10 protein-coding genes are annotated in these 13,147 nt (G+C 59.3%); 2 read left to right on the forward strand and 8 right to left on the reverse strand.

Features of this window, described 5'->3' with window-relative positions; translation table 11 throughout:
• Positions 1–21 precede the first annotated feature (21 nt).
• Positions 22–1,191, forward strand: a complete 1,170-nt coding sequence (locus ACTJKE_RS31560; RefSeq protein ID WP_058329018.1) for a patatin-like phospholipase family protein — start codon at positions 22–24, stop codon at positions 1,189–1,191.
• Between the two features lie 206 nt (positions 1,192–1,397).
• Here the strand turns inward: ACTJKE_RS31560 and ACTJKE_RS31565 are convergent, their stop codons facing one another.
• The 8 genes from ACTJKE_RS31565 to ACTJKE_RS31600 all read right to left on the reverse strand — a co-directional run bounded on the left by ACTJKE_RS31565 (position 1,398) and on the right by ACTJKE_RS31600 (position 12,025).
• The gene (locus ACTJKE_RS31565; protein ID WP_082663688.1) at positions 1,398–3,044 is read right to left on the reverse strand and encodes a GMC family oxidoreductase; all 1,647 of its coding nucleotides are present in this window, start codon (positions 3,042–3,044) and stop codon (positions 1,398–1,400) included.
• Positions 3,045–3,049: 5 nt separating this feature from the next.
• The gene (locus ACTJKE_RS31570) at positions 3,050–4,546 is read right to left on the reverse strand and encodes a GMC oxidoreductase (protein WP_058329005.1); all 1,497 of its coding nucleotides are present in this window, start codon (positions 4,544–4,546) and stop codon (positions 3,050–3,052) included.
• A gap of 9 nt (positions 4,547–4,555) precedes the next feature.
• Complete coding sequence (locus ACTJKE_RS31575) at positions 4,556–5,656, reverse strand: ABC transporter ATP-binding protein (protein WP_058329006.1); 1,101 nt, start codon at positions 5,654–5,656, stop codon at positions 4,556–4,558.
• 4 nt (positions 5,657–5,660) lie between these two features.
• Positions 5,661–6,536 carry a carbohydrate ABC transporter permease gene (locus tag ACTJKE_RS31580; protein WP_058329007.1) on the reverse strand — a complete coding sequence of 292 codons (876 nt, stop codon included), beginning with the start codon at positions 6,534–6,536 and terminating at the stop codon, positions 5,661–5,663.
• Positions 6,529–7,422 carry a carbohydrate ABC transporter permease gene (locus tag ACTJKE_RS31585; protein WP_058329008.1) on the reverse strand — a complete coding sequence of 298 codons (894 nt, stop codon included), beginning with the start codon at positions 7,420–7,422 and terminating at the stop codon, positions 6,529–6,531. The genes ACTJKE_RS31580 and ACTJKE_RS31585 overlap by 8 nt, the downstream gene beginning before the upstream one ends.
• Positions 7,423–7,498: 76 nt before the next feature.
• Positions 7,499–8,746, reverse strand: a complete 1,248-nt coding sequence (locus ACTJKE_RS31590) for an ABC transporter substrate-binding protein (RefSeq protein WP_058329009.1) — start codon at positions 8,744–8,746, stop codon at positions 7,499–7,501.
• A 62-nt stretch (positions 8,747–8,808) separates the two neighbouring features.
• On the reverse strand, positions 8,809–10,119 hold the full coding sequence (gene hisD / locus ACTJKE_RS31595) for a histidinol dehydrogenase (RefSeq protein ID WP_058329010.1): 1,311 nt from the start codon (positions 10,117–10,119) through the stop codon (positions 8,809–8,811).
• 103 nt (positions 10,120–10,222) lie between these two features.
• Positions 10,223–12,025, reverse strand: coding sequence for a thiamine pyrophosphate-binding protein (locus tag ACTJKE_RS31600; protein WP_058329011.1), 1,803 nt, complete (start codon positions 12,023–12,025; stop codon positions 10,223–10,225).
• A 398-nt stretch (positions 12,026–12,423) separates the two neighbouring features.
• Between ACTJKE_RS31600 and ACTJKE_RS31605 the strand changes: the two genes are divergently transcribed.
• The gene (locus tag ACTJKE_RS31605; RefSeq protein WP_156437030.1) at positions 12,424–13,113 is read left to right on the forward strand and encodes a hypothetical protein; all 690 of its coding nucleotides are present in this window, start codon (positions 12,424–12,426) and stop codon (positions 13,111–13,113) included.
• The last annotated feature ends 34 nt before the right edge of the window (positions 13,114–13,147 follow it).

Raw genomic sequence — 13,147 nt, forward strand, 5'->3', positions numbered from 1 at the left:
GTGCCCGCTTTTGCGGTGGTCATGGCCGCCACACGTTTGGCGGCCGATATGGTCAGACTGCTGATGGTCGTGGCTCCGGCCGCCCTCCTCCTCACTGGTTGCATGCAGACGCTGGACCGAGCCGTTGACGCTAAGGAGGCAGCAAAGGCCTCCATCACCGGCTACGGCGAGATCCGCAGCTACCTCGACGCCCAGTTCAGTGAGTTTCCCAACAATGGCGAGCAGTGGGCACCTGCGGTTAAGCCGGGTGGCCTCGACGTCCTCATGATCTCTGGCGGCGGCTCGGGCGGAGCCTTCAGTGTGGGCGTTCTTTCTGCGTGGAGCGCTGCGCAGACCCGCCCTAAGTTCGACATCGTCACCGGGGTGAGCACAGGAGCCCTCATCGCACCGCTGGCGTTCCTCGGGTCCGCCTATGACGGCACACTGGTGCATTTGTACACGAGTGGCGTTGCGAAGGGTCTCGCTGCAAGCAAGAGCCTAGCTGGAGTGTTGGGTCCCAGCCTGTTGAGTTCCGATCCGCTCACGCGGATGGTCGCGCGGATCATTACCCCCACGATCCTGGCACAGGTTGCGGTCGAACACCGGAAAGGTCGCCGCCTTTTCGTGCTAACGACCAACCTTGACACACAGCGGGCCGTCATCTGGAACATGGGTGCCATCGCCGACAGTGGTCGCCCAGAGGCGTTGAAGTTGTTTCAGGACGTTCTGGTGGCGTCGGCGAGTATCCCCGGCATTTACCCTGCGGTGATGATCGAGGCCGAGTCGACTGGGCGCAAATTCAAGGAGATGCATTCGGATGGCGGTTCCGCTTCGCAGGTCCTAATGCTTCCGCAGGTTCTCTTGGCGAGCGACAAGAGCCTCGTGCCATCCAGACGGCAGAGCGTCAACTTCTACGTAATTGTCAACAATGCGCTGATGCCGGAATTTGCCACCACACCAGACAAAACGCTGTCCGTTATCGCAAGGGCGTACTCGATCTTCGTGAAGTCGCAGACACAGGGCGCGCTGATGGCCCTCTACAATTATTCCAAGTTGACCGGGGCGCGTTTCCATCTCGCGTCCATCGACGTCCAACTCCCCTATTCGATGTCCGACCCGTTCAATACCGAATACATGCGGGCAGTCTACAATCTAGGGTACGCCGAGCTTGCCGCTGGAACTCTGTGGAAAGACAATCCTGCTCTGCGGTGAAATAAGTGGCGACGGGGTGCTCGCAGAGATCTCCGCCGCGTGATGGAGACGGCGCGTCCAGTCGGTCGCGGCCCGTCCCGGGCATAACTCGGAAGTTCTTCGCCCAACGTGTCTCGGCGAAGCGGACAGACTGCCCCACGGACAGCCGACTTGTCGCACAGAGCCCCTGTCCCCGGCCAGAGACCGACGAGGCCCGCCGAGAACCTCTAGGCTCGCAAGAAGTCTGCCGCCCGCTCACCGATCATGATGCAAACGGAGTTCGGGTTCCCGGAGATAAGTGTTGGCATGATTGAAGCGTCTGCAACGCGGAGACCTTCAATGCCACGTACACGGAGGTGGGGGTCGACGACGGCCATTTCGTCCTTGCCCATCCGGCACGTTCCTGACGGATGCAGTGCTGCGTGCGCATCTTGCTGGCAGAAAGTCCTGATCTCTTCGCGCGTCTTCATTCTCGACTGTGGAGTATGCCTCGCTGCCACGTATTTCGCGATAGCTGGCTGCGACATGATATCAATCGCGGCCATCGTCCCGTCAGTAATCGCCTCCAGATCGTATTGATCCGAGAAGTACCGTGGAGCGACGCGCGGATTTGCAAGCGGGTCCGAGCTGGCGAGAGTTACTTCGCCTCTGGATCTCGGCCTTATCTGCCCGAGGTTTACAGTGCAGCCGTTGCCGCCCGGCACTGCGTCAACGCCCTCTTCGATACCTGCTCCGACCACCATGAAGTACTGAATGTCGGGAACCGTTTCGTTCCTGTTTCCCCACCAGAACGCGCCTCCCTCGATGAGGTTCGAGGAGGCCGGGCCGTTTCGAAACAGCGCATAGTTCAATCCGGCCGCCGCCTTCCAATGCAGCTTCTTGTACTTGTCGTAGCTGTGCGGGCCGTTGAGTTGGTATACGAGTGATATTTCGATGTGATCCTGCAGGTTCTGCCCAACGCCGGGCAGGTCGGCGTGAACGTCTATGCCTTGGCGCAGAATCTGTTCGGCTGGCCCGATGCCCGACAGCATAAGCAGTTTCGGCGTCGCAATCGCGCCGGCTGAGAGAACCACCTCGTGCTTCGCCTTGTGCGTGACCTTGTGTTTACCGCGCATGCATTCGACGCCCACCGCCCGTCCCTTCTCGATGATTACTCGAGTGACGGTCGAGCCTGTTTCAACACGCAAGTTGCGGCGGTTGCGGGCTGGCTTGAGGTAGGCGATTGCCGCCGAGCTGCGGCGGCCATCCTGAGCGGTAATTTGGTACAGGCCGCAGCCAGTCGGGTCGCCGGAATTGAAGTCCGAATTGTACGGCAGGCCAGCCTGTTGGCAGGCTTGCAGCCATGCGCGCGTCAAAGGATGGATGTAGTCCACATCGGATACGCCAAGCGGACCGCCCACGCCGTGCGCTTCGTTGCAGAACCGATTGTTGTTTTCCGCGCGCTTGAAATAGGGCAGCACTTCGGAATAGGCCCAGCCATCCGCCCCCATTTGGGCCCATTGGTCATAGTCCGAGGGTACGCCCCTGATGTAAATCATTGCGTTGACGGAACTTCCGCCGCCGAGGACCCTTGCCTGTACCATGGTCGGATGGGCAGTGCGGCCTTGCTCGGGCATCGGTTCCCATGGGATGCGCTTCAGAAGCGAGCCCTGGGCTGTTTTGTAGTACGCACCAGGAATATGGATGTAGGGATTGAGGTCTCTGGGGCCTTCCTCGAGCAGCAAGACGTTCACGCTCGGATCCTCAGATAAGCGAGCGGCAATGACACATCCCGTCGATCCCCCGCCGACCACGATGTAGTCGTACGAATAGAGTTCGTCTGGCTCGGGAGGCAATATTCCCAACCGCGCTGATACCCAATCAGAAAACGACATCAGGGTCACCTCGCGATGGAAAAGCCGGCCTTGATGGCCAGGGCTGCTACTGTAAGCGCGGGATTTACTGCAGCCGACGTCGGCAGAACGGAGGCATCGGTGACGTACAGGTTCTCAACGTCGTGGCTGCGGCAATCCAAATTGACGACTGAAGTTTTCGGATCGTTGCCTAAGCGTGCAGTGCCGCATTGATGAGACGTCGTTTTCCGACCAAACGTATGTGTCAGCACGATTGGAAAGCCCGCCTTTCGCATGGCAGCGCGGGTCTCCTTGATCAGTGCCTCGTGGGCCCGCATATTCGAGCGAACCCAATTCATGACAATTCGGCCGTCGCGGACCATCACCCGGCTCTCCGGATTCGGCAGATCCTCGCTCGTCAGGAACCAGCCGTAGGCGTAGCGCGCAAGGACCCTGGTAAACCAGGCAGGAGCCGGAACCGGGAAATTGGCCTTCAGGATGTTACCGGTGATGTGCCCAAGCAGTTGAACGTTGCCGAGCGGAAAACCGAGATCATTGTCTGCGTTATAGAAGTCATTGAAGGTGATCGTCTTCTGATAGACGCTAGTGTTGGGCGCAAACGGATCAATCGTCAGCATCGCGCTCGTGTTGTGGTTCATAAAGTTGCGGCCAAGTTGGTCGGAACTGTTGCCGAGACCCGTAGGATGGGCGCCGTTCGCCGATCGAAGCAATAGAGCCGCGGATTGCACCGCCCCAGCAGCCACCGCGAAGGTGCCTGCCGAAATCCGTTGCTCCACCCCATCTTTTGTGAAAACCGCAGCTTCGACCCTGCTTCCGCTCCCGTCTGTTTCCAGTCGGGATACGTTCGCCCCTGTGATCAGGGTGACGTTGGGATACGACAACGCTTGCGAAAGCGGCCCGACTTCCGCGTCGATCTTGCCATCTCCCGTATTCGGAAACGCGTCCCATCCGGTTTTCGCTCGCCGTAGCCATGCCTCGATGTCGATCGCAAGCGGCAGGGGCGAAGGATGAACACCCGCCTTTTCAAGTCGCCTGCGCACGGAAGCTATTGCCGGCTCGTCGGGAACAGGCGGAAAGCCGTAAGGCTTAGCGTGAGGCGGCTCCGTCGGATCGTCGTTGGTGCTTCCGCGCACCCGGAAAACAGCTTCCGCCGCATCATACCACGGTGACAATTCGTCGTAAGAGATTGGCCAGCCCGGTGATACCCCGTCCATATGGCTTCGTGGAAGAAAATCCTCCCCGCGGTAGCGAAACATCACCGCGCCGAAGAACTTCGAGTTTCCGCCCACGTAGTAATAATTGCCAGGCAGGAAGCTCTGTCCGTCTGTCCCGTACCATTCCTCGGTGTTGCGGTAAAAGCCCTTTTGGAAGATCTCTATGTCGTCCCTGGCTTGCGGGGCATCACGCAAGAAGTCACCTTTCTCGAGGATAACGATGCGCCTGCCAGACGGTGCCAAGCTGTAAGCAAGCGATGCGCCGCCGATGCCCGACCCAATGATGACGATGTCAGCGGTCTGTGTCATTACATTCACTCAATCGATGCGAGTTTCGGTGTCTGCGTCAAAGAGAACAATCTTGGACGTGTCGATCGATAAGGTGGCTTCTCGGCCAGCGTCGGCTTGCTTAGGCGGCAACCGGGCCGTGACTTCGACCCCGCCAAGATGGAAGACGACAAGTGTGTCCGGACCCGTCGGTTCGACAACGTCGACGTTGACGGAGAGCATTGCGCCCGCCCCGCCGTTAGCAATTGAGAAGTTCTCTGGTCTGATGCCTATGAGGACCTTCTTTCCGGCGTACTTGCGCGCCGCTTCGGCCGACAGCGGAATGCCCGAAATCCTTCCAGACGGCTTGCCGGCGATGTCCACTACCGCTGTCACATTCTGACCTTGCATTTCCAGAACGCCCGGGACGATGTTCATGGCTGGCGAGCCAACAAAGCGCGCCACGTAGACGTTGGCCGGGCGGTCATAGACGGACTGTGGCTCATCCAGATGCTGAACCACACCGTCCTTCATGACGGCGACGCGCGTGGCCAACGTCATGGCTTCGATCTGATCATGCGTCACGTAGACGATGGTCGTGCCAAGACGCTGATGCAGGCGCTTGATCTCCGTCCGCATGTCGACGCGAAGCTTCGCGTCAAGATTGGACAGCGGTTCATCAAACAGAAACAGCTTCGGCTGCCGCACGATGGCCCGCCCCATCGCGACGCGCTGCCGCTGCCCGCCCGAAAGTTGTGACGGCTTCCTGTCGAGAAGATGTGTGATCTGCAGCAGCTCAGCGGCCGTCTTCACGGCCCTATCCCGTTCCGCTTGCGACAGCCCCCGGATCTTCATGCCGAATTCGATGTTCTGGCGCACTGTCATCGTGGGATAGAGCGCGTAGGACTGGAACACCATGGCGATGTCCCGGTCTTTCGGAGACAGGTTATTCACGACCTTCCCAGCAATGCGAATGTCGCCGCCGCTGATCGTTTCAAGTCCGGCAATCATGTTGAGAAGCGTCGACTTTCCGCAGCCGGAAGGGCCGAGCAACACCAGGAAGTCACCGGTGCCTATCGATATCGAGACTTCCTTGAGAACCTCGAGGCTCCCGTAGGCCTTGCGAACGCGATCGATTTCAAGAGTAGACATGGTATCAGCCTTTCACAGCGCCAGCGGTCAACCCGCGGACGAAGTAGCGTCCAGCGACGATGTAGACAAAGAGGGTGGGGATCGCGGCGATCATGGCAGCTGCCATGTCGACGTTGTATTGCTTGCGCCCGGTCGTCACGTTGACGATGTTATTGAGCGCAACCGTTATCGGACTGCTTGCCCCTGATGTGAACGAGACACCAAAGAGGAAGTCGTTCCAGATCTGGGTGAACTGCCAGATGCAAGACACCACGATGATGGGGATCGACGTCGGAAGGATGACGCTCCAGAAAATCCGGAAGAAGCCCGCGCCGTCCACCATCGCTGCTTTGGTCAATTCGTCCGGAAGCGATACGAAGTAGTTCCGGAAGAACAGGGTCGTGAAGCAGATGCCATAGGCGACGTGTACGCAGATCAGGCCCGGTATGCTTCCGGCGAGCCCAAGTAGGCCGAGGGTGCGTGCCATCGGGATCAGGACCGCTTGGTAAGGCAGAAAGCAGCCGAACAGGAGCAGGCCGAACACGAAGTTTGCACCGGGAAACTTCCACTTCGTCAGGATGTAGCCATTGATGGCGCCGATGCCCGTTGAAAGGACTACCGAGGGGATCACCATCAGCAGCGAGTTCACGAAGTAGGGCTTAAGCCCGGTGCACTCCGTTCCGATGCAGGCCTGCGACCAGGCGGCGCGCCAGGCGTCAAGGGTCACGGTCTTCGGAAGGCCGATAAAGGAGCCTGCGTAGATCTCGTCGAGCGACTTGAGAGACGTCACCACCATAACCCACAAGGGCATCAAGTAGAGCAACGCTACAGTGAGAAGGCAGGCGTAGACCACCAACCGTCCCAGGCGCGCCTTTCCGGATTGTGAAAGTGCTTCAGCCATTGTTGCGCTCCCGAAGTTCGGAATAGAGGTACGGCACGATGATGGCCGCGACCGTCATGAGCATCATCACGGCGCTAGCAGCCCCCACTCCCATCTGGTTGCGACGGAAGGTGGCAGCGAACATGAAGGTTGAAGGCAGTTCGGTAGCAGCACCCGGCCCGGCATTCGTCAGCGCCAACACCAGGTCGAAGCTCTTGATGGCGATGTAGCTCAACAGCACGATGACGCTGAGCATTGCCGGACGCAGCATCGGAATGATGATCTGGCGATAGATGAGCGGAAGGCTCGCGCCTTCGATCTGCGCTGCCTTGATGACCGAGTTATCGACCCCGCGCAGTCCTGCCAGGAAGATGGCCATCGCAAAACCCGAGGACTGCCAGACGCCGGCGATTACGACTGTGTAGATCGCCATTTGGGGATCGGTGATCCAGTCGAAGCGAAACGTCTCCCAGCCGAGGTCATTGACGACCTTCTGTATTCCGAGCCCCGGGTTCAGGATCCACTTCCAGGCCGTGCCGGTCACAATGAACGATAGCGCCATTGGATAGAGATAGATCGCCCGCAAGGCCCCTTCAGCGCGGATGTTCTGATCGAGCAGGATGGCCAGGAGAAGGCCAAGAGCCGTCGATAGCGCCAGAAACAGCGCGGAGAAGATGAACAGATTGGCTACCGCGGTGTGCCACCGCGGCGTCGCCCAAAGACGCACATACTGCTCCAGGCCCACAAAGTCGTAGACGGGCACGAACTTCGAGGAAGTGACGGAAATCAGCCCAGTCCAAAGAATGAACAGGTAGACTGTTATGACGACGATCAGCAGGCTGGGAGCAACGACAAGGCGCGGAAGCCAGCTGGCCAATCGTGAGGACATGCGCTTGTAGGCGCTCATGGATCTGCTCCGATGGCGAATTTCAATGGTCGGGCCGGGTTGTCACGCCCCGGCCCGCTCTCAAGGTGAGTTCGGGTTAGCGGGCGTTGTCGATGCCTTCGACCAGCATCTTGACCGCGTCTTCGGAGCTCATGTTGCCAACGAAGAACTGCGCGGCAACGTCGCTGAAGACCGCGGCGAACTCCGGCTTCGCGGCAAAGCCATGGGTCATGGCGCCTTGCATGCTGCCCTTCTCGATCGCCGCCGTCCGCTCGCTGTAGCCGAGCTTTGCGCAATCATCGAACTCGTCGACCGACACATCGATACGTGCAGGAATGGAGCCCTTGATAAGGTTGAAGCCCTTCTGGACCTTTGGGTCCATGATTGTTTCGGCAAGTGCGGCCTGGGCCTTTTGCAGGTTTTCGTCCTTCACCGTGAACATGCCGAAGCTGTCGATGATGTACTGGAAAGCGGTGACTTGGCCGGGCGTCGCGAAGCAGTAGAAGTCCTGGTCCGGCTTCAGGCCCTTTGCAAGGAACTCGCCTTTCGCCCAGTCGCCCATGAACTGCATGGCGGCTTCGCCATTGATGACCATGCCCGTGGCAACGGCCCAGTCTCGGCCAACGAAGTTGTTGTCGACGAGACCACGCACTTCGCGCAACGTGTCGAACACCTTTGCCATCTCGGGGCTGGCGAGCGTCTCCGGGTTCAGATCGATGGCTGCTTTCTGATAAAACTCCGGACCGTTGATGTCCGACAGAAGGGCGTCAAAGATGATGCCGATCTGCCAGGGCTCGTCACCCATTGCGATCGGGACAACGCCCTTTTCCTTGAGCTTCTTGCCCGCGTCGATGAGTTCTGCCCAATCCTTTGGAACCGATACTCCGGCCTGGTCAAAGAGCTTCTTGTTGGCCCAGACCCAGTTCTGCCGGTGCATGTTGATCGGCGCGGCGATGAAGGCGTCGCCCGAAGTCACGAAAGGCAGGAGCTGCGGAGCGAGCGCTTCGCGCCAGCCACCTGCTGCGGCGAGATCGTTCAGGTCGCGGACGACACCCTGCTCTGCCCACTGCACGCCTTCCCAACCGAGAAACTGCATCGCCCCCGGAGGATTTCCCGCCGTAAGCCGAGCACGCAGAGCTTGCTGCGCGTTCGCGCCGCTTGCGCCGCCGACGGCGGAATCCTTCCATTGGAAGCCCTTGGTTTCAAGGTCCTTGCGGATCACGTTCAAAGCGTCAACTTCACTTTGCGAGACCCAGTGATGAAGAACTTCGATCGACCCCTCTGCGCGTGCTCCCGCCGGAACAAGCATCGTCGCAGCGATGAGGGCGGAGAAAAACTTTGACATTAGACATTCCTCTCTGGTTGGGTTTAAATCGCCGGCCTTTCACAGGCTCTTGGGCGAACTCATTAGTTGGGGTCAGCAGGCATCGCGTAGCCGACATTCTTTCCGCCGTAGCGACGAACACGGATGTTTGCCTGTTCGGCATGTCCGGCGAAGCCTTCCATGAGGCAGAGCCTCGAGCCGTATGCACCGATCATGGCGGACGCCTCGTCGGTGAGAATCTTCTGATAGGTGCAGGTCTTGAGGAACTTCCCGACCCAGAGGCCGCCTGTGTAGCGGGCGGCCCTGTTGGTCGGCAGGGTGTGGTTGGTACCGATCACCTTGTCCCCGAAAGCGACGTTCGTGCGTGCGCCGAGGAAGAATGCGCCGTAGTTCTTCATGTTGTTCAGGAAGTAGTCGGGGTCACTCGTCATGACCTGAACATGCTCGGAAGCGACCCGATCGCCTTCCTCGACCATCTCTTCGAGAGTGTCGCAGAAAATGATCTCGCCGTAGTCTTCCCAGGCCTTGGCAGCGACCGCCGCGGTCGGCAAAATCTTGAGGAGACGGTCGATCTCGGACAGCGTTTCACGGGCAAGCTTTTCCGAGTTGGTTATGAGTACGGCTGGAGAGTTGGCTCCATGCTCGGCCTGGCCGAGAAGGTCTGTCGCCACTATCTCGCCGTCGACACTGTCGTCGGCAATAACAAGCGTCTCCGTCGGACCGGCGAACAGGTCGATGCCAACCTTGCCGAAGAGCAGTCGCTTGGCTTCGGCGACGTAGGCATTGCCAGGCCCCGCGAGCATATCAACGGGAGCAATGGTCTCGGTCCCATAGGCCATTGCCGCGATGGCCTGGACACCACCCAAGCAATAGATCTCGTCGGCACCCGCGAGCGCCTGGGCTGCGACAATCTTCTCGGCGAGCTTCCCCTGGAACGGAGGAGCGCAGGTAATCACCCGCTCACATCCGGCGACGCGGGCGGTGAGAACGGTCATGTGTGCTGATGCCAGCAGCGGGTACTTGCCGCCTGGAACGTAGCAACCGACGTTCTGGATAGGTACGTTCTTGTGACCGAGGATTACGCCTGGGAGCGATTCAATTTCGATATCCAGCAGCGCGGCCTTCTGCGCCTCCGCGAACTTGCGGACCTGTTCCTGCGCGAAGTCGAGATCCTCGCGCTCCTGCCTTGTGAGCGAATTGATGCAGTTGGCAATTTCACCCTCTGTCAGGCGGTAGGACTCGCGATCGAGCTTGTCGAACTGCACGGAGAGTTCGCGCACCGCCTTGTCGCCACCAGCCTCCACCTTTGCAAGCAGGGCCTCTACGGTCTTGGTGACTGCGCTATCGGTGCTACCGGTGACCGAAGCTTGCGCGGTTTTAATGTGTCGTATCATGACAATAGCTCTTCGTTTGCGGAAGCACCATGCTCCGCGATCCGAGGGGATGTGGATGGAATGGGCGGGGTGCGCGCTAGGGCACGCACCCCTTTGCAGTTACTTACAGATGCTGCTCACGTGCACGCATCTCTGCGTACGCAGCCTGTTCCTTTTCGTAGTAGGCAGGCGACGGGAAGTCCCACCAACCGGTGGCGAACGGTCCGGCTGCGTCGCGAGACACGATTACCTCCACGAGCGCCGGGCCGCCGCACTCGAGAGCTGCCTTGAGGCTGCTTTCGAGATCCTCGTCCCTTTCGACCTTCCAGGCCGCCAGTCCGAATGCGCGGGCAGAAGCCGCGATATCGGCCGAGTACGGCGCGCCGTTTCCAGCGTGGTGATTGAATTCCGAGGCGATGTGGCGGCCCATGAACTTCCGCTGCCCGCCGCGGATCGACATGTATCCTTGGTTGTTGAGCACAAGGAAGACCGCGTTGATGCCGTTCATGACAGCAGTGCCCATTTCCGGCAGTGACATCATGAAATCCCCGTCGCCGACGATGGCTACGACCTGGCGATCCGGGCAGGCGAGCTTTGCGCCGAGCGCCGCGGGCACGGCCCAGCCCATCGGCGAGTACGAGCCCGACGTGAGGTGCGTGCGGGGTTCGTAAACCGGGAAGCTCTGCTTGACGGAGCCCTGCGTATTACCGGAGCCGACCACGACGATACCATCCCTGTCGAGCACCTTCCGCAGCGCCATAAGCGGCCGCTGGGAGGTGAAGGGGGTTTCGCGGCTGTTTTCCCGCGGCTCAACTTGGGCGCGCCAATCCGCCTTTGCCTTCTGGACGTCGGCCAAGAACGTTTCACGGCGCGAAATCATCTTCTTGCTATCGGTGTCGGAAATCAGCGCGAGGATAGCCTCAAGAGCGACCCTCGCGTCCGCGACGATGCCAACCTCGGTTTCATAGTTCTTGCCAATCTCGCGCGGATCCAAGTCGATGTGGATCAGGTTCGCTGAAGGGATCGAGAAGGACACACCCTTCGCATAGGACGAAGCAGACCAGTCGGTAAACCGGCAACCAACCGATACCACGACATCTGCAGAGGCGGTCACCTTGTTGCCGCACGTCGTTCCCGTCTGGCCGACCGCACCGACAAACAACTGATGGTCCTCGGAAATGGCGCCCTTCCCGTTCCAGGTAATGGAGACGGCCGCCCCGAGCTTTTCGGCGAGACGCGTCAACTCCTTGGACGCACCCGAAGTGATCGCACCGCCGCCGGCCACGATGACCGGACGCTCGGCGGAAAGCAGGACCTTTACAGCAGCCTCGATCGCCTTCGGATCGGGATAGGCAACGCCGATCGGCAAGCGCTTCTGAAGGGGATGAATGGCGACGTCGGCCGCTTCGACCTGGACGTTCATCGGGACTTCGACGTGAACCGGTCCGGGACGGCCAGTAAGCATCTCGCTGAAAGCGCGGTGCATGATGCTCGGGAGCACCTCTACGGAATTGGCCTGCCAAGCGCGCTTGGTTACCTGTTCGGTGATGCGCGGGAAGGCGTTGTCTTGCTGACGTTCGAGTTCCTGCATGGTGCCGTGGCCATGCATATAGGTCTGCGGCGAGCCGGAGACGTAAAACAGCGACGTCGAGTCACAATAGGCGGTTGCCAGGCCAATGATGGTATTGGCGGCACCCGGTCCAACCGAGGTTGAGCAGGCCATTGGCTTGCCCGATGCGCGATAGTAGCCGTCAGCCATGTGCACCGCGCTCTGTTCATGCATCACCTGGATGAACGGGATCTCAGAGCCTTCCTGCAAAAAGGCATCGAACAGCGACCAAATGCCATGCCCAGGCACACCGGCGACATATTCAACACCATATTCCTTCAGCGCTTTCGCGACTACCTGGCCACCTGTGAGCTTCATTTGATCGACCCTCTGATTGTTATGCTTCTCAACGGGAGGGCTTTTGGAAGTAAGCACCCGCCCCAACGATGGCACTATTCTCGACCAGACGGCTGAAGCTTCAAGTTCGCAGGAGTTGAATCACCGACGCAGGGTGACGCACTCGTGGTTTCCAAGTGCATCAAATACCCAACGGGGGGAAAGCCAACCTCATACGATAATCGCCGAATTGCATGGCCGCCGGCCCAGCGAGAGAGCATTGTCAACCGATCGCACGCTTGGCGGAGGAACCAAGCACTTCGCAATATGACGCGGAGTTCGCTTCAAGACGCGTACAGATTCATAAAGGCGCGCAATTATGTAACGAAATGCGATGTGGCTTCCTGTAAAAAATCTAAATGCTTGGAAGGACATCCGACGTGCAGAACGCGACCAGAAACCTTGCCTTCGCAGATGAGTTCATCGTCGCGAAGCTCGTTGAGAATGCGGTTGACTACGACGTGCACGATGCGGTGGTCGTCAACCTGAGCCCGACGGTCATGGTCACAGGCGATGAACACCCTACGATCGTGCCGGCCTGGAAATCGACATGGCTGAAAGGCGGAAAGATCAAGTCCGCCGAACGCGCCGCCCTCATCAAGGTCGTGAAGCCTACAAATCTTGGCGGTTGCATGTTCCGGGGTTGGGACTGGCTTGGAAATCGCATCCGCAGCTTTCCCCGCGATACCCCGCTGTACATCTCTGCGCAGGATGAGATCGGAAAGGTCTCGCTGGACCCCCGCGTGTTCACTAACGAACGCGCGACCTCGAAGGAGCCCCAGGAGTTCACCCTGAAGTTAAATCTGTGGTGGTCGCCGGGCGATACGGACTGCTTCATTCACAACGAGCATCCGTTCCTTGAGACCCATACGCAGATCCATGGCATTGGCCGGATGCAGAAATTCAAGCATCGCGATCAGGCGACCATCTATGAGGACGTCCTGATGCCGATTGGATACTCGCACGATCCCTTCTGCCGGGTGACCGGCCACAACGAATGGACGTATCCCTGGCATCGCTACTACGCCGACACCGACAGCGTGTGGCTCGCGATCGAGCTTCACCCATAGATCATCATTCATCGAGACTGAACGAACTGGCGCG

It is taken from the genome of Ensifer sp. 22521 (genome assembly GCF_052044795.1).
Lineage (GTDB): Bacteria > Pseudomonadota > Alphaproteobacteria > Rhizobiales > Rhizobiaceae > Ensifer.

Excerpts from the sequence above, each read along its gene's own strand:
- ACTJKE_RS31575 (WP_058329006.1), bottom strand. The coding sequence starts at position 5,656 with ATGTCTACTCTTGAAATCGATCGCGTTCGCAAGGCCTACGGGAGCCTC.
- ACTJKE_RS31560 (WP_058329018.1), top strand. The coding sequence starts at position 22 with ATGGCCGCCACACGTTTGGCGGCCGATATGGTCAGACTGCTGATGGTC.
- ACTJKE_RS31570 (WP_058329005.1), bottom strand. The coding sequence starts at position 4,546 with ATGACACAGACCGCTGACATCGTCATCATTGGGTCGGGCATCGGCGGC.
- hisD (WP_058329010.1), bottom strand. The coding sequence starts at position 10,119 with ATGATACGACACATTAAAACCGCGCAAGCTTCGGTCACCGGTAGCACC.
- ACTJKE_RS31590 (WP_058329009.1), bottom strand. The coding sequence starts at position 8,746 with ATGTCAAAGTTTTTCTCCGCCCTCATCGCTGCGACGATGCTTGTTCCG.
- ACTJKE_RS31600 (WP_058329011.1), bottom strand. The coding sequence starts at position 12,025 with ATGAAGCTCACAGGTGGCCAGGTAGTCGCGAAAGCGCTGAAGGAATAT.
- ACTJKE_RS31585 (WP_058329008.1), bottom strand. The coding sequence starts at position 7,422 with ATGAGCGCCTACAAGCGCATGTCCTCACGATTGGCCAGCTGGCTTCCG.
- ACTJKE_RS31565 (WP_082663688.1), bottom strand. The coding sequence starts at position 3,044 with ATGTCGTTTTCTGATTGGGTATCAGCGCGGTTGGGAATATTGCCTCCC.
- ACTJKE_RS31580 (WP_058329007.1), bottom strand. The coding sequence starts at position 6,536 with ATGGCTGAAGCACTTTCACAATCCGGAAAGGCGCGCCTGGGACGGTTG.